Annotated in this window: 23 protein-coding genes; 9 read left to right on the top strand and 14 right to left on the bottom strand. The window is 69.9% G+C overall.

The features are described 5' to 3' along the window. Nucleotides 1-466: 466 nt before the first annotated feature. Nucleotides 467-1,033, bottom strand: coding sequence for a GDSL-type esterase/lipase family protein (locus AB0M95_RS16425; protein WP_363764665.1), 567 nt, complete (start codon nucleotides 1,031-1,033; stop codon nucleotides 467-469). A gap of 302 nt (nucleotides 1,034-1,335) precedes the next feature. On the opposite strand from AB0M95_RS16425, the gene AB0M95_RS16430 reads away from it, so the two are divergent. Beyond that, nucleotides 1,336-2,712: a cystathionine beta-synthase gene (locus AB0M95_RS16430; protein ID WP_363764668.1), complete on the top strand. Its 1,377-nt coding sequence runs from the start codon at nucleotides 1,336-1,338 to the stop codon at nucleotides 2,710-2,712. Here the strand turns inward: AB0M95_RS16430 and AB0M95_RS16435 are convergent. After that, nucleotides 2,709-3,890: a histidine kinase gene (locus AB0M95_RS16435; protein WP_363764671.1), complete on the bottom strand. Its 1,182-nt coding sequence runs from the start codon at nucleotides 3,888-3,890 to the stop codon at nucleotides 2,709-2,711. The genes AB0M95_RS16430 and AB0M95_RS16435 overlap by 4 nt on opposite strands. Before the next feature lie 249 nt (nucleotides 3,891-4,139). Next, nucleotides 4,140-5,411 carry an MMPL family transporter gene (locus tag AB0M95_RS16440; RefSeq protein ID WP_363764674.1) on the bottom strand — a complete coding sequence of 424 codons (1,272 nt, stop codon included), beginning with the start codon at nucleotides 5,409-5,411 and terminating at the stop codon, nucleotides 4,140-4,142. Nucleotides 5,412-5,633: 222 nt separating this feature from the next. On the opposite strand from AB0M95_RS16440, the gene AB0M95_RS16445 reads away from it, so the two are divergent. Beyond that, nucleotides 5,634-6,776, top strand: a complete 1,143-nt coding sequence (locus tag AB0M95_RS16445) for a cystathionine gamma-synthase (RefSeq protein WP_363764677.1) — start codon at nucleotides 5,634-5,636, stop codon at nucleotides 6,774-6,776. Nucleotides 6,777-6,798: 22 nt separating this feature from the next. Here AB0M95_RS16445 and AB0M95_RS16450 read toward each other — a convergent pair whose 3' ends face one another. The 4 genes from AB0M95_RS16450 to AB0M95_RS16465 form a co-directional block, all read right to left on the bottom strand. Further along, the gene (locus tag AB0M95_RS16450; protein ID WP_363764680.1) at nucleotides 6,799-7,230 is read right to left on the bottom strand and encodes a hypothetical protein; all 432 of its coding nucleotides are present in this window, start codon (nucleotides 7,228-7,230) and stop codon (nucleotides 6,799-6,801) included. A 63-nt stretch (nucleotides 7,231-7,293) separates the two neighbouring features. Continuing rightward, complete coding sequence (locus AB0M95_RS16455) at nucleotides 7,294-7,455, bottom strand: hypothetical protein (protein ID WP_363764683.1); 162 nt, start codon at nucleotides 7,453-7,455, stop codon at nucleotides 7,294-7,296. A 227-nt stretch (nucleotides 7,456-7,682) separates the two neighbouring features. Continuing rightward, nucleotides 7,683-9,632, bottom strand: a complete 1,950-nt coding sequence (locus AB0M95_RS16460; RefSeq protein WP_363764686.1) for a hypothetical protein — start codon at nucleotides 9,630-9,632, stop codon at nucleotides 7,683-7,685. A gap of 111 nt (nucleotides 9,633-9,743) precedes the next feature. Next, the gene (locus AB0M95_RS16465; protein ID WP_363764689.1) at nucleotides 9,744-11,213 is read right to left on the bottom strand and encodes a sigma 54-interacting transcriptional regulator; all 1,470 of its coding nucleotides are present in this window, start codon (nucleotides 11,211-11,213) and stop codon (nucleotides 9,744-9,746) included. 172 nt (nucleotides 11,214-11,385) lie between these two features. On the opposite strand from AB0M95_RS16465, the gene AB0M95_RS16470 reads away from it, so the two are divergent. The 5 genes from AB0M95_RS16470 to AB0M95_RS16490 all read left to right on the top strand — a co-directional run bounded on the left by AB0M95_RS16470 (nucleotide 11,386) and on the right by AB0M95_RS16490 (nucleotide 16,190). After that, nucleotides 11,386-12,597 carry an FIST N-terminal domain-containing protein gene (locus tag AB0M95_RS16470; RefSeq protein WP_363764692.1) on the top strand — a complete coding sequence of 404 codons (1,212 nt, stop codon included), beginning with the start codon at nucleotides 11,386-11,388 and terminating at the stop codon, nucleotides 12,595-12,597. A gap of 231 nt (nucleotides 12,598-12,828) precedes the next feature. Beyond that, nucleotides 12,829-14,037 (top strand): ROK family protein, encoded by a 1,209-nt coding sequence (locus AB0M95_RS16475; protein WP_363764695.1) that lies wholly within the window; start codon nucleotides 12,829-12,831, stop codon nucleotides 14,035-14,037. 339 nt (nucleotides 14,038-14,376) lie between these two features. Beyond that, entirely contained in the window at nucleotides 14,377-14,790 is a 414-nt protein-coding gene (locus AB0M95_RS16480; RefSeq protein ID WP_363764698.1) for a ribonuclease domain-containing protein, read from the top strand. Nucleotides 14,791-14,798: 8 nt separating this feature from the next. Then, entirely contained in the window at nucleotides 14,799-15,206 is a 408-nt protein-coding gene (locus AB0M95_RS16485; RefSeq protein ID WP_358519175.1) for a barstar family protein, read from the top strand. A gap of 123 nt (nucleotides 15,207-15,329) precedes the next feature. After that, entirely contained in the window at nucleotides 15,330-16,190 is an 861-nt protein-coding gene (locus tag AB0M95_RS16490) for a hypothetical protein (RefSeq protein ID WP_363764701.1), read from the top strand. Here the strand turns inward: AB0M95_RS16490 and AB0M95_RS16495 are convergent. Next, the gene (locus AB0M95_RS16495) at nucleotides 16,168-16,623 is read right to left on the bottom strand and encodes a DUF488 domain-containing protein (protein WP_363764704.1); all 456 of its coding nucleotides are present in this window, start codon (nucleotides 16,621-16,623) and stop codon (nucleotides 16,168-16,170) included. The two genes, AB0M95_RS16490 and AB0M95_RS16495, sit on opposite strands and share 23 nt — an antisense overlap. Before the next feature lie 250 nt (nucleotides 16,624-16,873). Between AB0M95_RS16495 and ilvA the strand changes: the two genes are divergently transcribed. Further along, complete coding sequence (gene ilvA, locus AB0M95_RS16500; RefSeq protein WP_363764706.1) at nucleotides 16,874-18,088, top strand: threonine ammonia-lyase; 1,215 nt, start codon at nucleotides 16,874-16,876, stop codon at nucleotides 18,086-18,088. Between the two features lie 76 nt (nucleotides 18,089-18,164). Here the strand turns inward: ilvA and AB0M95_RS16505 are convergent, their stop codons facing one another. Genes AB0M95_RS16505 through AB0M95_RS16515 form a run of 3 tightly spaced genes read right to left on the bottom strand, consistent with a single transcriptional unit; the run spans nucleotide 18,165 to nucleotide 20,978 of the window. Continuing rightward, complete coding sequence (locus tag AB0M95_RS16505; protein ID WP_363764709.1) at nucleotides 18,165-19,223, bottom strand: UDP-N-acetylmuramate dehydrogenase; 1,059 nt, start codon at nucleotides 19,221-19,223, stop codon at nucleotides 18,165-18,167. 16 nt (nucleotides 19,224-19,239) lie between these two features. Further along, nucleotides 19,240-20,274, bottom strand: a complete 1,035-nt coding sequence (locus AB0M95_RS16510; protein ID WP_363764711.1) for a serine hydrolase domain-containing protein — start codon at nucleotides 20,272-20,274, stop codon at nucleotides 19,240-19,242. Nucleotides 20,275-20,276: 2 nt separating this feature from the next. Further along, complete coding sequence (locus AB0M95_RS16515) at nucleotides 20,277-20,978, bottom strand: hypothetical protein (RefSeq protein WP_363764714.1); 702 nt, start codon at nucleotides 20,976-20,978, stop codon at nucleotides 20,277-20,279. Here AB0M95_RS16515 and AB0M95_RS16520 point away from each other — a divergent pair. Beyond that, nucleotides 20,971-21,570: a hypothetical protein gene (locus AB0M95_RS16520; RefSeq protein ID WP_363764717.1), complete on the top strand. Its 600-nt coding sequence runs from the start codon at nucleotides 20,971-20,973 to the stop codon at nucleotides 21,568-21,570. The two genes, AB0M95_RS16515 and AB0M95_RS16520, sit on opposite strands and share 8 nt — an antisense overlap. 25 nt (nucleotides 21,571-21,595) lie before the next feature. Here AB0M95_RS16520 and AB0M95_RS16525 read toward each other — a convergent pair whose 3' ends face one another. The 3 genes from AB0M95_RS16525 to AB0M95_RS16535 are packed head-to-tail and all read right to left on the bottom strand — an operon-like array spanning nucleotide 21,596 to nucleotide 22,560. Further along, a complete protein-coding gene (locus tag AB0M95_RS16525) occupies nucleotides 21,596-21,778 on the bottom strand; it encodes a DUF397 domain-containing protein (protein WP_363764720.1) in 183 nt (60 codons plus the stop codon). 15 nt (nucleotides 21,779-21,793) lie between these two features. Next, the gene (locus tag AB0M95_RS16530; protein WP_363764723.1) at nucleotides 21,794-21,991 is read right to left on the bottom strand and encodes a DUF397 domain-containing protein; all 198 of its coding nucleotides are present in this window, start codon (nucleotides 21,989-21,991) and stop codon (nucleotides 21,794-21,796) included. 11 nt (nucleotides 21,992-22,002) lie between these two features. Then, nucleotides 22,003-22,560, bottom strand: coding sequence for a DUF5753 domain-containing protein (locus AB0M95_RS16535; protein ID WP_363764870.1), 558 nt, complete (start codon nucleotides 22,558-22,560; stop codon nucleotides 22,003-22,005). Nucleotides 22,561-22,584: the final 24 nt, after the last annotated feature.

The following is a 22,584-nucleotide window of genomic DNA, read 5'->3' on the forward strand; positions in this document are numbered from 1 at the left end:
GGTGACCGTCATCAGGCGGTACGAGGCATGGCCCCCGGCCGGCGGCGAAGGATCGCGGCCCATCTTCCCTGGGGGCCGGTCGCGCGGCCGGCGACGCGGGTCGCGGTGACCTCGGTGCCGGGCTCCTCCGCGGCGATGGCCGCCGCGAGGTAAATCGATTGGGATGCCTCGCCGCGCTCGGATTGAGGCTCGGGCCACAACCCCAACGCGGCGCAAGACGCTAACGGACTGTTGGTAGCGTCTCTGATTGGCTTAGCGATCCTGTGCGTTACACAGAATCAAGGCACAACGAGCTGCCCGGTATTCACCAATCGTCTTCGTGCCCTGGTGCCGGCAACTGGAGCCGCCGGCCCGTCGAGCACGTCCCTCCGGACGCTGACCGGCCAGGCCTGCACAGCCTGACCGGGGAGGGTGCCCGACGTCGCCTGGGCGCCGGGCGTGCTGGTAACAGCATGCCACGACATGACTACGATTCGCTAATCGAATCAGAAAGCCTGCGCACCGCCGTCTTCAGATGCCCTACGGCCAGGGGGGGCTTGGTCTGGGTGGTCACGTCGTTCGCGCCGACGAAGATGACCGCGATGTCGGGGTCGGTGCGCAGGGCGCGGTCCACCTGGAAGGGCAGGTCCGCGGAGACCGCCCCGGAGCGCCCGAAGACGCTCAGCCGCACGGGCCGCTCGGCCACCGCCGCGAGGCCGCCGGCCAGCTGCACGGCGGGCGTGGTGTTCGGGTCGGTCATGCCGAGGCCCACCGACGTCGAGTCGCCCAGCATCACCATGTTGATCGGGTTGATCGGCTCGGCCGGGTTGATCGGCTCGGCCGTCCCCTCGGAGGCCCACGTGCCGTAGAGCCCGTCGGCGTCCGGCCCGTCCATGCCGTGCGGGCGCCCGACCATCTTGCGCGCGAGCAGCGCCTCGGCCATGAGCAGGCCGTACACGGCCGCTCCCAGCGCGGTCGCGCCTCCGCCTCCGAGCGCGGCCGCGGTCGCGATCCGGCGGGCCGCCTGAGCGGTCCCCGGCGTCCAGATCACCATGCCCGCTGTTCCCTTCTTTGGTCAGTATTTTACGTCGTTGTTTGGTTCCGTCCTGGTTTCAGGGGGTGCAGTGACCACGGCTTACGTGGTTCCTGGCTGGTTTTCTGGGTTGCCGCCTGTTTTGAGCACTATGATCGCGGCGGCACCGGTACGCGTGGGGCGCGACTCGCGGACGCCTGTCCCTTGAGGCGGTGGTCGTGACGGTACGGTGAGTAGTTGAACACGCTGGACGACCACCTGACCCCCTCGGAACTCCGGCATCGGTAAGCTGACAAAGCTCGGTAAATGAGGTGTTATTCCCGGTGCGCGTACACGATTCGCTGATCGAGCTGATGGGCAACACTCCGCTCGTCCGGCTGCGCAAGGTCACCGCCGGCGTGCCGGGTCAGGTTCTGGCCAAAGTGGAATATTTCAACCCCGGCGGCTCGGTGAAGGACCGCATCGCGCTGCGCATGGTGGAGGCGGCGGAACGCTCGGGCGCGCTGCGCCCCGGCGGCACGATCGTGGAGCCCACCTCGGGGAACACGGGCGTCGGCCTCGCGATCGTCGCCCAGGACAGGGGCTACCGTTGCCTGTTCGTGGTGCCGGACAAGGTCGCGCAGGACAAGATCGCGGTGCTGCGGGCGTACGGCGCCGAGGTCGTCGTCTGCCCGACGGCGGTGGCGCCCGACCACCCCGAGTCCTACTACTCGGTCTCCGACCGGCTGGCCCGCGAGATCCCGAACGCCTGGAAGCCCGACCAGTACTCCAACCCGGAGAACCCGGCGAGTCACTACCACTCGACGGGGCCCGAGATCTGGGAGCAGACCGAGGGACGCATCACCCACTTCGTCGCCGGCGTCGGCACGGGCGGCACGATCAGCGGCACCGGGCGCTACCTCAAGGAGGTCTCCGGTGGGCGCGTGCAGGTCATCGGCGCCGACCCGGAGGGCTCGGTCTACTCCGGCGGGTCCGGGCGTCCGTACCTGGTCGAGGGGGTCGGCGAGGACATCTGGCCCGCCACCTACGACACCACGGTCGCCGACCGCGTGATCGCGGTCTCCGACAAGGATTCCTTCGGCATGACCCGCCGCCTGGCCCGCGAGGAGGCGCTGCTCGTCGGCGGCTCGTGCGGCATGGCGGTCGTGGCGGCGCTCCGGGTGGCCGCCGAGGCCGGTCCCGACGCCGTCATCGTCGTCCTCCTCCCGGACGGCGGGCGCGGCTACCTGTCCAAGATCTTCAACGACGACTGGATGGCCGACTACGGTTTCCTCACCAGCCCGAGCGAGGAAGGGCTGGTCCGAGACGTGCTCGGCCGCAAGACGGCCGGCCTGCCCGAGTTCGTCCACGCCCATCCGCACGAGTCGGTGAGCACGGCCATCGCCATCATGCGCGAGTACAGCGTGTCGCAGCTCCCGGTCATGAAGGAGGAGCCGCCGGTGATGGCGGCCGAGGTCGTCGGCTCGATCGTCGAGCGCGACCTGCTGGAGGGCCTCTACCGCGGCAAGGTCTCCGGCGAGGACCCGATCCAGGACCACATGTCCGCGCCGCTGCCGATGATCGGCGCCGGCGAGCCGCTCTCGGTGGCGATCGAGGCCCTGGAGAAGGCCGACGCCACGGTCGTCCTGGACGACGGCAAGCCCGTCGGCCTGGTCACCCGCCAGGACCTCCTCGCCTACCTCGCCAGCGGCGCCGCCTAGAGGGGCGGCCCGAACCGCCGTGGCGAAGGCGCGGCCATGAGCACAGGGAACCAGGCGCGTACTTCCCAGGCGCCGTCCGGGGCGGGGCCGGCGAACATCCGGCCGCCCACGGCGGTGACCCGCTCGCTCATGCCCACCAGCCCGAACCCGCCGCCGAGCCGTGAGAAGCGCGGGTCCGAGCCCGACCGGTGGTTGCGTACGCGCAGCACGGCCCCGCCCTCGGCGTGTCTGAGGTCGGCCTGCACCCAGCGGGCGCCCGGGGCGTGCCTGCGGACGTTGGTCAGGGACTCCTGCAGGACGCGGTGCAGGGTGGTGAGCACCTCCGGGGCCAGTGACGCCTCGCTGACGCCCTGGGCGATGTCGAAGGCGACCTGCGGCCCTCCGGCGGCGAAGCGCTCGACCAGCAGGCGCAGGTCGTTGAACGTGACCCCGGGGTTGCGCGCCGCGTCGTCCTCGGCGCGCAGCACGCCGACCAGCCGGCGCATGGACGTCAGCGCCTCCGACCCGGCCCCGGCGATCGCGTCCAGTGCGGGCACGACGGCGTCGGGCCGCTGCGCCGCGACGGTCCTGGCCGCCTGGGCCTGGACGACGATGCCGGTGATGTGGTGGGCGGCGAGATCGTGCAGCTCCCTGGCCAGTTCCAGGCGTTCGGCCCTGCGGACGGCGTGGACGGTCTGCTCGCGGCGTTCGACCTGGTAGCGCAGGTAGCTGCCGATGCCCATCGCGACGGCCCAGAGGACGAACAGCATGAATCCCCACAAGACGGCCATGTTGTCGGGCGTGCGCAGGCCGCTGTTCAACTGCAGGGTGAACATCGACAGCACCGTGAGGACGACGGCGGTCCGCAGCGGGCGCACCCAGCGCAGGACGCCGACGGTCAGCAGCAGCAGGGCGCCGCTCTCGGCGAAGCCGGGGGAGCCGCGCCACCGGAGCGCGAACATGACGATCGAGACGGCCACCGAGATGGCCATCAGCAGCACGACCCCCTGGACGCGGAACCGCCGCCGCCACAGGTAGGCGCCGATGCCGACCAGCCCGATCAGGGGGACGGCGACCTGTCCGTAGCGCAGCAAGGCGGCGAGCGCGAAGTCGGCGAGCAGGAGCACCACGAGCCAGCAGACCAGCGCGATCTCGCTGATCCGCTGGATCCACCAGACGATCCGGGGGGCGTCCCTCACGGACATCGAGCGTAAACCGGACGGCGGACTACGGGATCGGCCATTCGGACGATCGGCCGATGGTCATCTCGAACTTCCTGGTGAGGCGCGACGGGTATCGCGGCGGCGATGCTGGATCGTGAATGGAGGGGAAATGACTGTCTTCGGTGTGATCCTGCTCATCCTCGGCGTGTGCTCGTTCGCCCTTCTGGCCCTGGCCGACCCCGTGCTCCTCTCGCGCGTCGGCCGCGGGGGGACGGGCGAGGACCTCTAGCGCCTCCCGGCCACGCCCGCCGCGTCCACTGCGTCCACCGGGTCCACCGGCTCCGGGGAGGGGGCCGGTGCCGGCCTCGTGGCCTCCGGGGCGGTGTCCGGCCACCACGCCCGCCCGCCCAGCGTCGCGGCCAGCCCCGGGACGATGACCAGCGCCAGCCCCGCGCCCCCGGCCGCCAGGCACAGGCCTGACAGGACGCCCGAGCCGCCCGCGGTCAGCGTTCCCGCGGCCAGCAGGGCGGCCAGGGCGGGCGGGCCCGCGTACTTGACCGCGAGCGCCGAGCCGGTCCGCGGGTCGCGACCGGCACGGGTGGCGGCGCGCACCCTGGCCAGGACGAGCACCGCCGACGCGACGCTCGTCACCAGGGAGAACATGAACACGGCGAGCTGCCGGCCCGGGTCGGCGGCGGCCGTCCCCGCGGCCCACGCGACCAGCAACCCGCCGGTGGTCACGTAGATCGGGGCGACGAGGCTCCGGAGCACGAGCGCGAGCACCAGCGCGACCAGCACCCCGGCGACCGCCATCACCGTGAAGGGCAGCGGCTCGGGCTCCAGCACCGGCCCGGTCGCCCCCATCGCGAGGATCAGCGCCGCCGTCACGGCCGTCCACGCGCCCGGCCGGGCGACGACGGCCCGTCCCAGCCGCGCGAGGGCGGTCGGCGGCCCCGTACGGCGCCGCCCAGGCCACGCCAGGGAGCCGCCCAGCACAGCCAGGACCGCCGGCACGAGGGTGAGGACGACCAGCATCTGGACCGCCGAGGTCAGCGCCAGGGACGGCCCGAGGCCGCGAGGCAGGGCGCCGAGGGGGAGGGCGGCGCAGGCGGCCATCCAGGCGGCCCCGGAGGTGGCGACGACCGCCCCCACCTGTTCGAGGGCGGTGACGACGGCCCGCGCGGGCGGCTCGGCCGCGTGCAGGCGTTCCCGGACGCGGTGGGCCAGCATCGTGGCGGACCCGGCGGCGGTGCCGTAGGCGAACACATCGGGGGCCGGGGGCAGGCCGAGGCCGATGAGCAGCCCGGCGGACAGGCAGTGGACGGCGACCGCCGCGAGCACGGCCGTGAGCGCCGCGGCCGGGGATCTGAGTACGACGATCAGGACGAGGAGCGCCAGGACCGTCCCCGCCGCTCCTCCGGGGCCGACGGGCAGGGGCCCGTAACCGCCGGGAAGGGCCTCGGGCCAGGTGACCAGCGCGGCGGCGAGCACCGCGAGCCAGGTGGCGAGCACCCAGCCGGCGCGGCGGGTGGTGAGCCCGCCGATGACGTCGAGCATCGTCTTGGTCCCGTCGTCGGCCGTCGCGGGCGGAAGCCGCCTTGACGTCCCCGACCGCGGCGATCATGTCCGTTTCATGACCGGTACGTTCACCACGATGACTCGACAATAAGGATGTTCCGCCCTCCTGCCATCGGACGATCGGCCGATCCAGGGCTCGTTCTTCCGCCGTAGGGGACCGAGCAGGGGCTCCTCCTCAGGATGGGGCGATAGCGTGGGTGCATGATAGAAGGTTTCGAGACATTGGCCGTTCACGCAGGCCAGGAGGCCGATCCGCATACCGGCGCGGTGGTGCCCCCGATCTACGCCGTGTCCACCTACAAGCAGGACGGCGTCGGCGGGCTACGGGCGGGTTATGAGTACAGCCGCTCGGCCAACCCGACCAGGACCGCGCTGGAGGAATGCCTGGCCGCCATCGAGGGCGGCACGCGCGGCCTGGCGTTCGCCTCCGGCCTCGCCGCCGAGGACACCGTGCTGCGCGCGGTCTGCGCCCCCGGCGACCACGTCATCATCCCGGACGACGCCTACGGCGGCACCTACCGCCTGTTCGCCCAGGTGCTCTCGCGCTGGGGCCTGCTCTTCGACCCGGTCCCGCTGCACGACCTGGACGCGGTGCGCGCCGCCGTCCGTCCCGAGACCAAGGCCATCTGGGTCGAGACGCCCACCAACCCGCTGCTCGGCATCGCCGACATCGAGGCGCTGGCCTCGATCGCCCAGCAAGCGGGGGCGCTGCTGATCGTGGACAACACCTTCGCCTCGCCCTACCTCCAGCAGCCGCTGGCGCTCGGCGCCGACATCGTCGTCCACTCGACCACCAAGTACGTCGGCGGGCACTCCGACGTGGTGGGCGGCGCGTTGGTGGTCCGGGACCGCGACTTCGGCGAACGCCTCGCCTACCACCAGAACGCGATGGGAGCCGTCGCCGGGCCGTTCGACGCCTGGCTGACGCTGCGGGGCGTCAAGACGCTGGCCCTGCGCATGGAGCGCCACTGCGACAACGCCGAGCGCGTCGTCGACCTGCTGCTGTCGCACCCGCGGGTCACCGAGGTGCTCTACCCCGGGCTGCCGGGCCACCCGGGCCACGAGATCGCGGCCAAGCAGATGCGGCGCTTCGGCGGCATGGTGTCGTTCCGGGTCGCCGGCGGCGAGGAGGAAGCCGTGCGGGTGTGCGACCGCACCAAGCTGTTCACGCTGGGCGAGTCGCTCGGCGGCGTCGAGTCGCTGATCGAGCACCCGGGGCGCATGACCCACGCCTCGGTGGCGGGCTCCGCGCTGGAGGTGCCGTCCGACCTGGTGCGCCTGTCGGTGGGCATCGAGACGATCGGCGACCTGCTGGCCGACCTCACCGAGGCGCTGCGCGACTAGCGGCCGCCGTCGCGTCCCGGGCTCAGGGGTTGAACCAGACCATGAGCACGAGGATCACCAGCCAGATCAGTGCCGTGATCGACGAGAGCGTGGCGATCCTGCCGGTCTGCACCTTGGCGTCGTCCTCGGGGGTCTCGCTCGACAGCACGCGTACGGCGGTGCGCTGGTCGCGTTCGATCATGACCAGCAGCACCGCCGCCACGATGAAGAGCGTCATCGAGACGGACAGGTAGGGCTTGGCCAGGGCGCTGCGGCCCAGGGCGATCCCGAACAGGAACACCGCGAGCGTCAGGACGCCGAAGACGCGCGTGGTGCGGTGCAGGTGCCGGAGCACGCCGACGTCCCGGGCGCGGATGTAGCGCGGCGTGAAGCTGGTGGCGACGGTCACCGGGCCGATCGCGAAGATCGCGAAGCCGATGTGCAGCCATAGCAGAAGCTTGTCCAGGAACGACATGCCGCCGAGGCTATCGCCTGGGTGATCAGCCAGGGAACGGTCTCGGCCCAACCGCGGGCAATCTCACGACCGGGGGACGTCGGGCCTGCCCATGGCGGACTCGGTGATCTCGTCCGCCTCGTCCTGCTTGGTCGGGTTTTGCGCGTTGAATCGGTTGTTCACGGTGAGCTCGAACATCGTGACGGTGAGGACCATCACGAGGAGGAGAGCGACCGCCGCGATCATGGCACCCTCCTTTCACGACAGGCGAAACGGTGGAACCGCCTCAGGGGGGCCGTCGTCGGCATACTGCCAATAAATATCCTCGGCGCTTGCATTTGAATAGGCAACCGATTAACGGTCGGCGGGCGCCTCGGAATGCCAGTGATTCCATCGTTCCCGGCACGCCGCAACGATAAGGGTGATTGTCCGCAAATCCGGCGTTGAGCAGGGCGGGGGCAGGGGCGGTGGCCTCAGCGGGCGCGGCGGGACCGCAGGAAGTCGCTGACGACGTACTCGCCCAGCCGGTCGGCGCTCGGCGAGAACACGCGCCCGCCGTTGCGCCGGGCGACCTCGTCCACGAACTCCTTCAGGCGTTCGTCGGTGGCCAGCATGAAGACGTTGATCGTGGCCCGGCGCCGGGTCATCTTGTCGACCTCGGAGAGCGTCAGCTCCAGCGTCTCGCGGGACGGCGGCCACTCGAACCAGTAGCGGCCGTTGCGGGTCAGGTGGGCGGTCGGCTCGCCGTCGGTGACGACGATCACCACGGGCTCGAAGTCCGGGTGCCGGTCCAGGTGGCGTCCGGCGATGAGCAGGGCGTGGTGCAGGTTGGTGCCCTGGACCATGTCCCATTCGAGGCTCGCCAGCTCCTCGGCCTGGAGCACCCGGGCGTAGTTGGAGAAACCGATGATCTGCACGGCGTCCCCAGGGAACTTCGAGGCCACCAGCGCCTGGAGCGCCAGCGCGGTCTGCTTGGCGGGCGCCCAGGTCTGGCGCAGCGCCATCGAGTACGACAGGTCGACCAGCAGGCACACTGCCGCCGCGGTCCGGCGCTCGGTCTCGGCCACCTCGAAGTCGTCCACCGACAGCGACACCCGGTCGCCCGCGCCGCCGCGCCGCACGCCGTTGACCAGCGTGCGGACGACGTCGATGGGCTGCTCGTCGCCGAACCGCCACGGGCGCGAGGAGCCCGTCAGCTCCCCGGCCGCGCCCGCGTCCCGCTGGTCGTGGTCGCCCCTGCGCCCGGCGTCCAGGGAGTCGAAGACCCGCCGCAGGGCGGTCTCGCCGAGCCGGCGCACGGCCTTGGGGGTGAGCTCCAGCTTGCCGCGCTGGCGGCGCAGGTAGCCCTGGCGCTCCAGCTCGCGCTCGATCTGCCTGAGGGCCTCCAGGTCGTCCACGGCGGACCGGCCGAGGGCACGGCGGATCGCCGCCTCGTCCACGTCGTCCAGCCGGGCCCCGGGGTAGTCCTGCTGGAGGGCCGCCTCCAGGTCGTTCAGGTCGGCGAGCTCCTCCAGGGCGGTCACGGCGTCGCCCATGCCGAGGCCCTGCTCGCCGTCCATGCGCTCGGAGGAGTCCCAGTTGAGGTCGGGGCGGCGGGCGTACAGGGACTGGCTGAGGCGGGCCATCTGCTCGGCGAGGCCCGCGTCCTGGAGGGTCTGGTCGATCAGCGCCTGCAGTTCGGCGCGCTGCTCGGGGGTCATGGAGGCGAGCATCCGCTGGGCGGCGGCGGCGCGGCGGGCGAGAATATCGATGAGTTCATCGAGGTTACGGGGATTTTCCGGAAAGAAATCCCGGTATTTCTCCATGAACTGCTCGAAATCATTTTGGGTGTGCTCGCCGCGCGCGTCCCGGTCGAGCATGTCGTTCAAATCCGACATCATCTGCCGAACCCGGTTCATCGCCTCCGGGTCTGGATTCGCCAGGGCTTCGCGCATGCCGCGGAACCGGCTGTCGAGCACCTCCCGGCGCAGCAGATCACGCAGTTCCTCGAACGTCTGCCGCGCCGCCGCCGAGCGCCACTCGTACGAGCCGAGCCGCTGGACGGCGCTCGCCGTGTCGGACGGCACCGAGTCCAGCTCGACCTCGCGCAGCCGCGCCTCGTCGGAGGGGTCGGGGAACAGCTCGGCGCGCTCCTGGCCGATGGCCTTGTCGAGCAGCGCGCGGGCGCGGTCGAGCGTGCCGGAGAGATTGCCCCGCTCGGACAGCTCGCGGCGGCGCCTGCGCACCTCGCGCAGCAGCTCGTCCAGCCCGCGCCGGTCCGGGGCGCCGGGCAGGCCGCGCCGGAGCAGATCACGAAGGGAGTCGAGGGGGGTGGAGCCCTGCAGGATCGCGTCGCCCATCTCGTCGAGCGCGGCGCGTACGTCGTACGGCGGTGCCAGCGGATCGGGTCCGTCGTGGTACTCGCCGTATCGGTATCCGCTCATCACTTGGCAGCCTAATCGTCAGATGTCCGATGTGCGATGAAGTGACCGATCCAGGGAACGCCTCGCGGGACGGCGTACCGAAGCCGGCACGCCGCCCGCGGGAAACGCGCCTCAGGTGCGGTAGACGGCCCCGCCGTCCACCTCGTCCTTGGACAGGCGCCGCATCAGGAAGAGGCCCTCCAGGGCGAACTCCAGCGCCGCGGCGGCGTGCCCCGGAGACTCGTCGCCCTCGCCCATGCCCACCGCGGACATGATCTTGGCGAGGCCGTTGACCTGGCCGATCCGCTGGAGCAGGTCGGTCGCGGTGGTCAGCTCGCCGGACTCGATCTGGACGCCCTCGGTGAACTTGTCCAGCAGCGCGGACAGGTCCATGCCCCCGAGCGTGCCCCGGAAGGTCTCGGCGACGGCCCGGCGCAGCAGGTGGGCGAGCACCTCGACCTCGCGGCCCTCCTCGCTGACCTCGAACTCGACCTTGCCGCGCAGGGTCGGGACGACGGCCGGAAGGTCGGCCACCCGGGTCACCGGACGCTCCTCGCCGGTGATCGCGGCCCGCCGTACGGCCGAGGCGGCGGCGGTCTCGGCGGCGGCGATGGCGAAGCGCGCCGAGACGCCCGAGCGCGAGTCCACCGCCGTGGACTCCCGGACCAGGCGGGTGAAGCGGGCGATGACCTCCACGATGTGGTCGGGGAGCTCGGCGCTCAGGCCCGCGCCGTCCTCGGTGGCGAGGGGGAGCCCGTTCTGGACCTTCCAGTTGAGGGCGGCCTCCTGGCGGATGAGGTCGAGCTCGTCCTCCAGCGTGATCGGGTAGTGGGTGCGGATCTCGGCCCCGAAGCGGTCCTTGAGCGGGGTGATGATCCGTCCGCGGTTGGTGTAGTCCTCGGGGTTGGCGCTGGCGATCAGCAGCACGTCCAGGGGCAGCCGCAGGTTGTAGCCGCGCACCTGGATGTCGCGCTCCTCCAGCACGTTGAGCAGGGAGACCTGGATGCGCTCGGCCAGGTCGGGCAGCTCGTTGACCGAGAAGACGCCGCGGTTGGTGCGCGGCACGAGGCCGTAGTGCACCGTCTCCGGGTCGCCGAGCGTGCGGCCCTCCGCGATCTTGATCGGGTCGACGTCGCCGATCAGGTCGCCGACGGAGGTGTCCGGCGTGGCGAGCTTCTCGCCGTACCGGTCCTCCCGGTGCCTCCAGGCGACCTCCAGGTCCTCGCCCCGCTCGGCCGCGAGCTTGACGCAGCGGACGCACGCCGGCGCGTACGGGTGGTCGTTGATCTCACACCCCTCGATCACGGGCGTCCACTCCTCGAGCAGGCCGGTGATCGTGCGGATCAGGCGCGTCTTGCCTTGGCCGCGCTCGCCGAGCAGCACCAGGTCGTGTCCCGCCAGCAGGGCCCGCTCAAGATGGGGGAGCACGGTCTCGTCGAATCCGACGATGCCCGGGAATCTGGGCTCGCCTGCGCGTAACCTGGCGAGCAGGTTCTCGCGGATCTCCGCCTTGACCGTGCGATAGGTGTGTCCACTTTCGCGCAGGTCACGCAGTGTGCGGGCCTGCGGGGTCTCACTTCGCGGTGTGGGCGATTCATGCACGGGAACGAGACTACGTCGCGGGGGAAGCTTGTGGCAGCTTATACACATTTCGGATCTTGACCATTGTGTGACGCTACGCGCGCGTCGTTACTCCCGTAGTGGGGAGAATCCGGCCAAGAGGGTCAAAACCCAGCGACACACAACGACTCGCGCGGAAGGGGAGGCGAGGCGTGTGGCAGTGCTGACGAGCCGGTTCGCGGACGGTCTCGCCGTGGGCTCCGACCTGGAAGCCGTCGCCGAGCAGGCGGTGCGCCAGGCGCTCTCCGGCCTGTCGGGTCCGCCGGACCTGGTGTGTTTCTTCATCTGCGGAGAGGACCCCGACGAGGTCTCCCGCGCCGGGCTGCGGGCCATGCGCATGGCGCCCGGGGCCCAGGTCATCGGGTGCAGCGCCACCGGCGTGATCGGCGATAGCCAGGGCGTCGAGCACACCTCGGCGGTCAGCGCCTGGGCGGCCAGCCTGGACGGCGCCCGCGTGACGACGTTCGTCCTGGAAACCCTGCGCATGGAGGACCGGTTCGTGATCATCGGTCTTCCCGACCGCGATCCGGATGACCGGGTGGCGATCCTGCTCGCCGACCCGTACAGCTTCCCCACCGACGCCTTCGTCGAGCACTCCTCCGACGTCCTCGGCGACCTGCCCCTGGTCGGAGGGCTCGCCAACGGCATGCGCGGCCAGGGCTCGGTCCGCCTGTTCGCCGGCGGCGAGATGTACACCGAGGGGGCGATCGGCGTCATGCTGAGCGGGCCCGTCAACGTGAGCACCGTCGTCAGCCAGGGCTGCCGCCCGATCGGCCCCACCATGGTCGTCACCCGCTCCGAAGACAACCTGCTGCTCGAACTCGCCGGCCAGCCCGCGCTCGCCCGCCTGGAGGACATCGTCAGCGGGCTCGACGAGGACGACCGGGAACTGGTCGCCTCCGGGCTGCAGATCGGCATCGCCATGGACGAGTACGCCGAGAGCCACGAGCGGGGCGACTTCCTGATCCGCGGCATCCTCGGCATCGACCCCGAACGCGAGGCCGTGGCCGTGGGCGACGTGCTCGACATCGGCCAGAGCGTCCGCTTCCAGGTCCGCGACGCCGCCGCGGCCGACGAGGACCTGTACGAGCTGCTCGACGCGCACGTCGAGGAGCGCGGGCGCATCGACGGGGCGCTGCTGTTCTCCTGCAACGGCCGGGGCGCCGCCATGTTCGGCAGCCCCGACCACGACGCGCTCGCGCTGCACGACACGCTCGGCCCGATCGGCATGGCCGGGTTCTTCGCGGCCGGCGAGGTCGGCCCGGTCGCCGGCCACAACCACGTCCACGGCTTCTCGGCGTCCATCCTGGTCTTCTCCAGCGGCCCGGACGGCCCCGGCGGCGAAAGGGCCGCGCGCCGCGTCTGACGCCCTGACGGTGCCGGGTTCGACGCCTTGATGACGCCGGGTCCCGTCGATGGTGCCAGGTCCGATTGATGGTGCCAGGTCCGGCGCCGTGACGCCCTGAGGGCGCGAGGGCCTGACGCCCTGGTGACCGCCGTGCTCGCCCGGCGTGTGATCCTGTACATCGCGGGCGCGCGGGTCCCGCGACGGAGTAACGGACGTTCCCGCTCCGGACGTCTGGGAGGCAGGGCTCAGGTGACGTACGACGCGGCGCACGGCGCGGGGATCACACGGAACGCGGACCCGGCGGACGGGTCCGGCGCGGTGCTGGCGGTCGACATCGGCGGGACGAAGTTCGCCGCCGCCCTGGTCGGCCCCACCGGGCAGATCATCGTGGCCGATCGCGTCGCCACCCCGCCCGGCGGCGACGCCGAGGCCCTGTGGGAGGCCCTGGCCGCGCTGGTGGACTCCGTCGTCCGGCGCGTGCCCGGCGCCGATCCGATCGGCGTGGGAATCGGCTGCGGCGGTCCGATGAGCTGGCCCGACGGCCACGTGTCCCCGCTCAACATGCCCGGATGGCGCCGCTTCCCGCTGCGCGACCGACTCGCCGCGCGCTTTCCCGGCGTCCCGGTGCGCATCCACAACGACGCGATCTGCATGGCCGCCGCCGAGCACTGGCGCGGAGCGGGCCGGGGCAGCGACAACATGCTCGGCATGGTCGTCTCGACGGGCGTCGGCGGCGGCCTCATCCTGGGCGGCCGCCTGATCGACGGCGGCACGGGCAACGCCGGGCACATCGGACACGTCATGGTGGACCCGGACGGCCCGGCCTGCGAGTGCGGCGGCCGCGGCTGCCTGGAGGCCATCAGCCGCGGCCCCGGCCTCGCCTCCTGGGCCCTCACCCAGGGCTGGATCCCGGGCTCCGGCACGGAACCCGCAGGGCCGGACGCGGCACTGGAAACGGTCACGACGCCCGGCGTGGGGGCGGCAGCGGTCGCGACGCCGGGCGTGGGGGCGGCAGCGGCCGGGACACCGCGGGTGGGGTCTGACGGGGGAGCGACGCCGGGTGTGGCGTCCGAGGGGGTGGGCGCGCCCCGAGGGCCGGTGGCCGGAGGGCTGTACGTCGAGGCGGCGCGGGCCAGCGGCCGTCAGCTCGCCCTCGACGCCGCCGCGGGCGACCCGATCGCGCGAAGCGCCTTCACCCGGGCCGGCCGCGCGCTCGGCATCGCCGTCGCCTCGGCGACCCACCTGTGCGACCTGGACCTCGTCACCATCGGCGGCGGCCTGTCCCAGGCGGGCCCGCTGCTGTTCGAGCCGCTGGAGCAGGCCCTGCGCGCGCACGTCCGCATGGAGTTCGCCGCCCGCGTCCGCGTCGTCCCCGCCGCCCTCGGCCAGGACGCCGGCCTGATCGGCGCCGCCGCCCTGATCCTCGCCGAGGACCACTACTGGACCGGCCCCGCCTGAGACCTTGTGCCGCAGGCGCCGGGACCAGGCGCCTCCGACGTCGCCAGGCCGATGTTCGGCTACTGGTCGCGGTCCGTGCGGTTCACGGCAGGGACGGCCGGCCCTCTCCCGAGGGCGATCCGTGCCGGCGGTCGCGCGCCGCCGGTCGGACACGCTGGACGCCTTATCACGGGGGCGAACGGGGTGGAATGGGCTAGTTGTGCCATGCATCCTAATTGGGCCGATTTATACCGTCATGCTGTGAAAAGTTCACCGGAGCTTTGGCGGTCTTTGCCTTTATCTGACCCGATTTGAGCGGAGATCCTGACGAGTGTCGTAACACCCCCGCAAGGAGGCTTCGTGCACACCCTGCAACGCCCCCGGCTCGCCTGGCCCGCGCGGCTCACCGTCCTGCTCGCCACCCTCATGTCCCTGACCTTCGTGGCGGGCGTCACCCCCGCCGACGCGGCGGTCTACAGCTCCTGCACCATCTCCCGCTGCTCCGACGCCCGCTACGCCGCGAGCGTCTGGTCGAGCAAGGGCTACCCGACCACCGCCGGCTGGTACACCTGGCCCGACGGCCGGTACAACTACACTGGCGGCACCTTCCAGAACCGGGAGGGTCAGCTTCCCGCCAGCGGCACCTACAACGAGTACGACGTGTACTCGCGGGCGCGCGGCGCCGCGCGTGACGCGTACCGCATCGTCGTGAACCGCAGCACCGGCGCGGTCTGGTTCTCCCCGAACCACTACACCGACTTCTACAGGCTCTAGGAACTTCCATGACATCCGCCGCACGTCCACTGCCGCACTGGCTGACGGTGTCCACCGCCCCGGCGCCCGCCGCCGGGGATCCCGGCCGGGGTCACGGCGACGTCGTGGACGGGCGCGCGTGTCGCACCCGCGCCGCCTTCTTCGAGGAGGCGGCGCGGGCTCTGCGCCTGCCCGGCTACTTCGGCCGCAACTGGGACGCCCTGGCCGACTCCTTCCGCGACCTGACCACCGCCGGCAAGGTCGCCCTGGTCATCGACCACGCCGAAGACCTCCTCGCCGACGAACCCCCCGCCCAGCTAGCCACCCTCCTCGACATCCTCGCCGAATCCGCCCAAACCGGCCTAACCACAACCCTCCACACCACCCCCGACGCCCAACCAACCCTCCACACCCGCCTCACCGCCGCCTTCAACTGACCAGACCCCTGCTCCGCGCCTCAACGATGCTGACTGGCCGTCCGCGCATGGAGCTGCGGTCAAGAGGTCGTAAAGCTAGTCTTTCTGAGTCGGCAATACAGGTGGTGTGTTGAAGGGGTGACGGTGGCGCAGCATTCCCTTTTCGGCCCGGATTTTGGAACGATCCAGCCCAAACCCGTTGATTCCCGGTATCAGCGCCTGAGAGTCCTGATCACGGTGAAGGCTGCGCCGAACCCCTCCGAAACATACGGCGAGACCGTGTGTGTCGCGGCCCTGAGTCTTGATCTCGGCAGCCCAGGCTGGATCCGACTTTATCCGATCAATTTTCGCGAACTGGACAGTGACTCCCGATTCAAGAAGTACGACATCGTCACCGTGGAGGCGAAGCCCAACACCAGCGACCCGCGGTCGGAAAGCTGGCGTCCGCGAGCGGATAGTTTCGTCGTGGAGAGGCACATCAAGGATTGGGACCGTCGCATGTCCTATGTCGATGACTATGTCGAGGGCTCGATGTGCGCTCTGATCGACGCGGCCCGAGAACGGCCGGGTGCACGCTCGCTCGCAGCGATCCGTCCCAAGGAGGTTCTCGGGCTCGACATCAAGCCTCACCCGGGGTGGACTCAGGATGAGCAGGCGAAGATCACTCGATACGTACAGCAACTCGATATCTTGGACTCCGCGCCTCTTACCGCTCTTCAAGCACCCAGATTCAAGGCGTGGTACCGCTATCGATGTCACTCGGCCAGGTGCCCCACGCATCGGCAGGGCATCTATGACTGGGAGATCGTCGCCCTGCAGCGCAGGTTCAACGACCAAGACGATGCGAGCGTCGAGCGCGTGATCCGTGAGAAATTCTGGGATCTGATGTGTTCACGGGACCGTGACACGATCTTCTACGTTGGCAACCAGCAAGCCCACCCGCGCAGCTTCATCATCCTCGGCGTCGTCTACCCAAGGCGTGCTAAGCCGAGATCTGGTAGCTGAATCGCTCGCGAACCGCCTCCAGCACCAACTGGCGGTGGCAGCGGTGTTCTTCGGCCTCGAAGCACATGACGGCCACCATGTGCCGCTGGGTGGCAAGGGCGACGCGCTCCAGGCACTCGCGGGCATCGCTGCCGTCCAGCGACTGGGCATAGACGTCGCGAGCGTCCCTGAGCTCGTCGGAGGTGCCCCCGAAGCCCGCCCGGTTCCACTTCGGGTTGCCCAGCTCTCGCATGTGTTCGTAAACGATCCCCGCATCCGCCAGTGCTGTGGACAGCGCCGTCTTGCTGAAGCCGCGCTTACGTGAGATCGGGTTGAGGCGTACGTCGATCAGCATCGTCACCCCCAGGTGACGCAGTCGCCGGACGAAGCCTTCGAGGTCAGAGCCTTCGTAGCCGACACCCGTGATTCCGCCTCGCTGATCAATCTTCAACATGATCTGCACTCTCTCACGTCAGGTAGCGGCCGTCATGTCGTTCACAGGAGGTGCCGGCGGTCGCCCGCACCTTCGAAACTGGCGCAGGTCCGCACGGATGTCGAATCGATCTCGCGCATGGGCGGAGATGTCGACCGGATGGGGATATGGCGGCTTATGTAAAGGCAGGCCCGGGAAGGCCCTCTCGCGGGGGACGAGTGGGGGTGGCCCGGTGGCGGCGGTTGATTTGAGGGAGTGGGAGACTTCGGGCATGGCACGCCCTGAGGTGACCTACGACGACGTGGTCGCCGCACGTGAGTTGCTGGACGGCGTGATCGTCCAGACACCGCTGTTGCATTCCCGGCTTCTGTCGGAGATGGTCGGCGGTCCGGTCTACCTCAAGTGCGAGAACCTCCAGCGGGCGGGCTCGTTCAAAATACGCGGCGCCTATGTCCGGATCGCCCGGCTCAGCGAGGAGGAGCGGTCGCGCGGGGTCGTGGCCGCGAGTGCGGGCAACCACGCGCAGGGGGTCGCCCTGGCGTCCGGGCTGCTCGGATGCAAGGCGATGGTCTTCATGCCGCACGGCGCGCCGCTGCCCAAGGTGGAGGCCACACGCGCGTACGGCGCCGACGTGATCTTCGCCGGGTCCACGGTGGACGAGGCGCTGGCCGCCGCGCGGCAGCACGCCGAGGAGACGGGGGCGATCTTCATCCACCCGTTCGACCACCCCGACGTCGTGGCGGGACAGGGCACGGTCGGGCTGGAGATCCTGGAGCAGCTCCCCGAGGTCGGCACGATCACGGCGGCCGTGGGCGGCGGCGGGCTCGCCGCCGGGGTCGCGCTCGCGGTGAAGTCGATGCGTCCGGGGGTGAGGATCGTCGGCGTGCAGGCCGAGCGGGCCGCCGCGTACCCGGCCTCGCTCGCCGCCGGGCACCCCGTGCTGGTGGAGCCGACCTCGACCATGGCGGACGGCATCGCGGTCGGCCGTCCCGGCGACATCACCTTCGAGATGATCCACTACCTGGTCGACAGCGTGGTCACCGTCTCGGAGGAGTCGCTGTCGCGGGCCCTGCTGCTCTGCCTGGAGCGGACGAAGCTCGTGGTCGAGCCCGCGGGCGTGGCCGGGGTCGCGGCCCTGCTGGAGCTGCCCCGCGCCTTCGAGCCGCCCGTGGTGGTGGTGCTCTCGGGCGGCAACATCGACCCGCTCCTGCTCTCGCGCGTCCTGCGCCACGGCCTGTCGGTCGCCGGGCGCTACCTCGCGTTCAGGATCCGCCTGCCCGACCGCCCCGGCGCCCTGGCCACGCTGCTCGCCCGCCTCGCCGATCTCGGCGCCAACGTCCTGGACGTCGGCCACGAACGCGTGAACCCACGCCTGCACCTGGACGAGGCCGAGGTCCTGCTCCACCTGGAGACCCGCGGCCCCGTCCACTGCGACGAGGTCCTCGCAGGCCTCCGCCGCTTCGGCTACAAACTGATCTTCAACTAGATCCTTGGCTTGGCGGATGTGAGGGGCATATAGCCGCGTTCGAGATCACGACTGTTATCCGTCCAGTAGTGGGCGGTCACGCCCAGTCGGCGCTGCTGTGCACAGGTTGTGAATCGAAGCCGAGCATTACTGGCTCAGGACGCAGGCGGATGCCGGTCGCGGTATGCACCTCAGTGGCCAGTGTTCGCAGTGCGGCAGCGAAGCCCGAGGCGGTGGCACGCTCGCGCGCCGTGAGGGTCAAGGTCCGGTGAGTGGAACAGTACACGCCGGCCGCGAGGCGGCACCCTGGGCGATACCCCGCCTGCTCGAGGAGCCACCCCGCGCTGGCACGTTGAACGCCGTGCAGGTCGCGCATCACGGGGCCGCCCGCAGCATGGATCGCCGCTGCCTGGTGGGCGCTGACAGGTGGGTTGAGGAAGACCGAGCCCGCCTGCCGCGAGTCTGGGCCGGTTTTCGGAAGGAGGAGGCCGCGGGCACGCCGGTTGGCGAGAACTCCCTCAGCCGCTTCGGCCAGTGAGGGTCGGGTGCCAAGGGGAACGCCGAGTTCTTCGGCGAGGTGGCGGTAGGCCACGGGGGCAGCGATTGCGCTGAGGCGAAGCCGCAGGGTCACAGTGAGGATGGTCCATCGCCATGGCTGGGTCTTGAAGACGCTCGTGCGGTAGCCGAAAGCACAGGCAGCTGGGAGCAGCCGGGTAGTCGTGTGCGACTGCCAGTCATAGGCGGTGATCTGGGTTAGTACATCCGATATCTGCTGACCGTAGGCGCCGCTGTTCTGGATGGGGGCGGCGCCAGTGGTTCCGGGAATGCCGCCGAGGTATTCGATCCCCGACAGGCCCTCGGCCACCGTGTAGTCGACAAGAGCGGATAGCGGCTCGCCCGCTTGGGCGGTGACCTCCACATCGCCGCCGGCGGTGAGGTGGGCCGTGATACCCCGGGTCGCCATGAGGATCACCAAGCCTGCGAGTCCCGCATCGGCGGCCAGAATGTTGCTGCCGCCGCCGAGCAGGTGCGGCCGTACGGACTCACGGTGAATGGCGTGGGCGAGATCGGGCCACGCGGTGGGATCTGTGTGGGTGAGCAGCGCTCCGGCGGGGCCGCCGAGGCGCAATGTGGTGTGGTTGGCCAGCGCACCCATCTGGGTTCCTTCGAGGTCAAGTGGCGGCAATGATTTTAAGGGCGAGTGCTCGCAGCGGGGCGATCCTCGTACGAGCGGTCCCGTGATAGACGGCGTTGGTGCAGATGACCAGGTAACGACCCGTCTCCGGAGCCAGGTAGAGGCTCGTGCCGGTGAAGCCGTGGTGATAGGCGATTTGGCCGCCCCCGGCCAAGATCCACGACAGCCCGCGTTCAAGGCCCGGCTCGATCGTGGCCTGTGGAATCAGGCTCACCCGTAGCCAACCCCCCAAACTGGAGGCGGAATCTGTGTACGCGGTGAGCAGATGTACGGCGTAGGTGGCCAGGTCCGCACCGCTGGAGAAAACGCCAGCGTGCCCCGCAACGCCGCCCAGCAGCGCGGCGTTGTCGTCGTGCGCGGCGCCCCAAATGCGCGGGGCGCCAGGGATGCGTTCTTCGGTCGGCGCGACCTGCGGCGTGCGGGCGATGGGCCCAAAGGTGGTGAACGGCATGCCGAGGGAGTTCCACAGATCGTCGGTGATCTCGTCCAGTCGCCGCCCGTTGACGTGTGCCAGGGCCAAGCCGAGCAAGATATAACCACGATTGATATACCGGTGAGCGCCGGGGGCATCTTCGAGTGGTTCGCGGCACAGGAGTTCGTAGAGCGGCGCGTCCGCGTCGCGATACTGGTCCAGACGGGTGGAGGCTCGCAAGCCTGACGTGTGTGCGAGTAGTTGACGCAGGGTCGCTTCACCGCTGGGCGCTTCGCCGTTCATCGCGGGCAGGGCGTTGCGGATGGGGGCGTCAAGATCAAGCAAGCCGAATTCGAGAGCAGACCCGATCAGGGGCCACGTTGCGACGACCTTCGTCAATGAGGCGATGTCGTATCTGGTGTGCTCGGTAGGCGTGAGGTCGCCGAGTTCGGGCGCTACTGCGCCAGCCGTTAGGACGTGCCGGTCCCCGGCGGCCGTTCCGTAGACCACGACACCGCCGGGAGTGGCGCCGAGAGCGACCACCTGGTGCAACATCTCGGCGAGCCGAGCCGTGTCGTCGGCCGTGAACGGTAGGGACATCTTTAAGCCTCCGCGTCGGTGGTGATGTCGGCGCCCAGCGCGACGAGGTTGGCCAACAACCGGCCATAGCCGCGCCGCAAGTGGTACACCCCCCGGATCGTAGAGGTCCCCTCCGCCGCCAGGGCGGCGATCAACAGCGCCGTCACAGCCCGGATGTCGGCGGCCTCCACCTGGGCGGCGGTGAGGCGTACGGGGCCACGCACGTGGATCGTCGGGCCAGTTGAGGAGATGTCCGCGCCAAAGGCACGTAGCCCCGTGACGTGGGTATCGCGGCGGGGATAGACGCGCTCGCTGATCAGCGAGGTGCCGTGCGCCTGGGTGAGCATCGCCGCCAGTTGCGGAGCGGTGTCGGTGGGCAGACCCGGATGCGGCCCCGTCGCGGCCGTCACCGCCCTCAGTGGGCCGTGCGGGACGGCTCGAACGCCTGCGTTGAAGTCGTCGCCGAGCATGATCCCCGCCTCTTGAAGGACATGGGTGAGGCCCTGGGGCAGGTCGCTGACCATGATGCCGTTCAGGTGGATGGTGCCGCCGGTCGTCGCGGCGGCCGTGATCATGGTCGCCGCCTCGATTCGGTCACCCGCGATGGTGAAGCCGCCACCCCCGATCCGGTCACTTCCGGTCACATGCAAGCCCTGCTTGTAGTCGCCGCCGTACGGGTCCGAAGTGGTCGGGCACGACGGCTTCATCATGCGGTCCATGGCCATGCAGGCACTCAAGCTCGGCCACCACGAGCAGTGTCGTGTTCTGGCCGAGACCGCTTTGAGTCGTGCGCAGGGCAAGGTGGACGCCCAGACCGAGGCTCTCTTCCGCGTCGTTCATGCTCATGCCTTGGCGAAAACCGGTCGGCGGCCTGCGGCGGTGGCCGAGGCCGATCGGGTGCGCTCCTTGCTCTACGCCGATCAGGGAAATGAAATGCAATTCTGGGCCCTTGCCTGGGGGCCGCCCGCCGGATCGGTGTTCTCTCGGGCTGCGAAAGTCTTCGAGGCACTTGGCGACCATCGGACTGCGGCCGAGCACTACGCGCGGGCCGCAGCCTCCCGGCCCGCCGGCACCTACGCGCGCATCATCGCCCTGGACCTGGTCGCCGAAGCCGAGATGCAGTTCAAGCAGGGCGGTATCGAGCAGGCCTGCGCCACCTGGGGCCGTGCCATGGACCACATGGAGGGCGTGCACTCCGTCCGTACCCGCAAGGCGGTCAAGAACATGCGGCGGGACCTGGCTCGTTTCCGGCGCCGTGGCGCGCGTTGCGCCCAGGAGCTTGACGAACGCGCGATCGGCTATCTGGCCGGCGAGTAGGGCATGGTTGTAAGATCGTCCGCTTTCAGGCATTCAGGCTGCCGATGAATTCCTGCCAAGCATTGCCGGCCAGGCGCAGGAATGGCCCGTTCGGGTGCTTAGAGTCGCGAACGGCCCTGATTCCACCGGGAAGGGACGCCACCTCAACACAGTTGTCGTTTGCTCCGCTTCGGTAGGTCTTGTGCCACACAAGCTGCTCTGACCTCACGTCTCTGTACAGGGGTCAGCCGAGATCTTCCTGCTTCAGGGCGGTGACGAACGCTTGCCACGCATTGCCGCTCAGGCGCACGAATGGTCCGCTGGGGTTCTTCGAGTCGCGGATCGCTCTGCCGCTGCCGGGGAGGGAGGCGACTTCCACGCAGTTGTCGTTCGAGGTGCTGCGAATGCTCTTGCGCCAGGTGAGCGCGGCGCTGCGATCCACTGTTCACGCCTCTATTCGTGTTGAAGTTGTTCATGAAGTTCCAACAGATGCCTCACCGATTCGTCGGGAGACAGCGCCGACGCCTGGGCCTGGCTGTAGGTGAGGGTGTAGCGCCGGATCTCTTCGGGAGTCTCCAGCCAGAGGCTGTCGGTCAGCGTGGACAGATGGACCAGGCTCGGGTCGTCGGGGGATGGAAAGTCCAGGATAACGAATGGTCCGTCCAGCGCCGGGTGCGCTCCCACGGAGTTCGGCAGGACCTGGATGGTGATATGGGGGTGACGAGCCATCTCAGCGAGGTGTTCTAGCTGGTCTCGCATGACAGCCGGACCTCCGATGTTCTTCTGGAGAGCGGCCTCATCGATCACCGCGACCAGCGTGGGCGGGTTACGACGTTTCAGAATCTCCTGACGTGCGAGCCGGGCTTGGACGTGTCGTTCGAAAACCGCTTCGTTGAGCACCTGTCCGCCACGGAATACAGCGACCATGTAATCGGCCGTTTGAAGGAGACCCGGAACGACCACGGCCTCGTAGGTTCTGATCATGGAGGCTCCCGCCTCGAAATCGGGCAGTGAACTCCGAGCCCTGCGCCTTCA

Source organism: Sphaerisporangium sp. NPDC051017 (assembly GCF_040683095.1).
Classification (GTDB): Bacteria; Actinomycetota; Actinomycetes; order Streptosporangiales; family Streptosporangiaceae; genus Sphaerisporangium.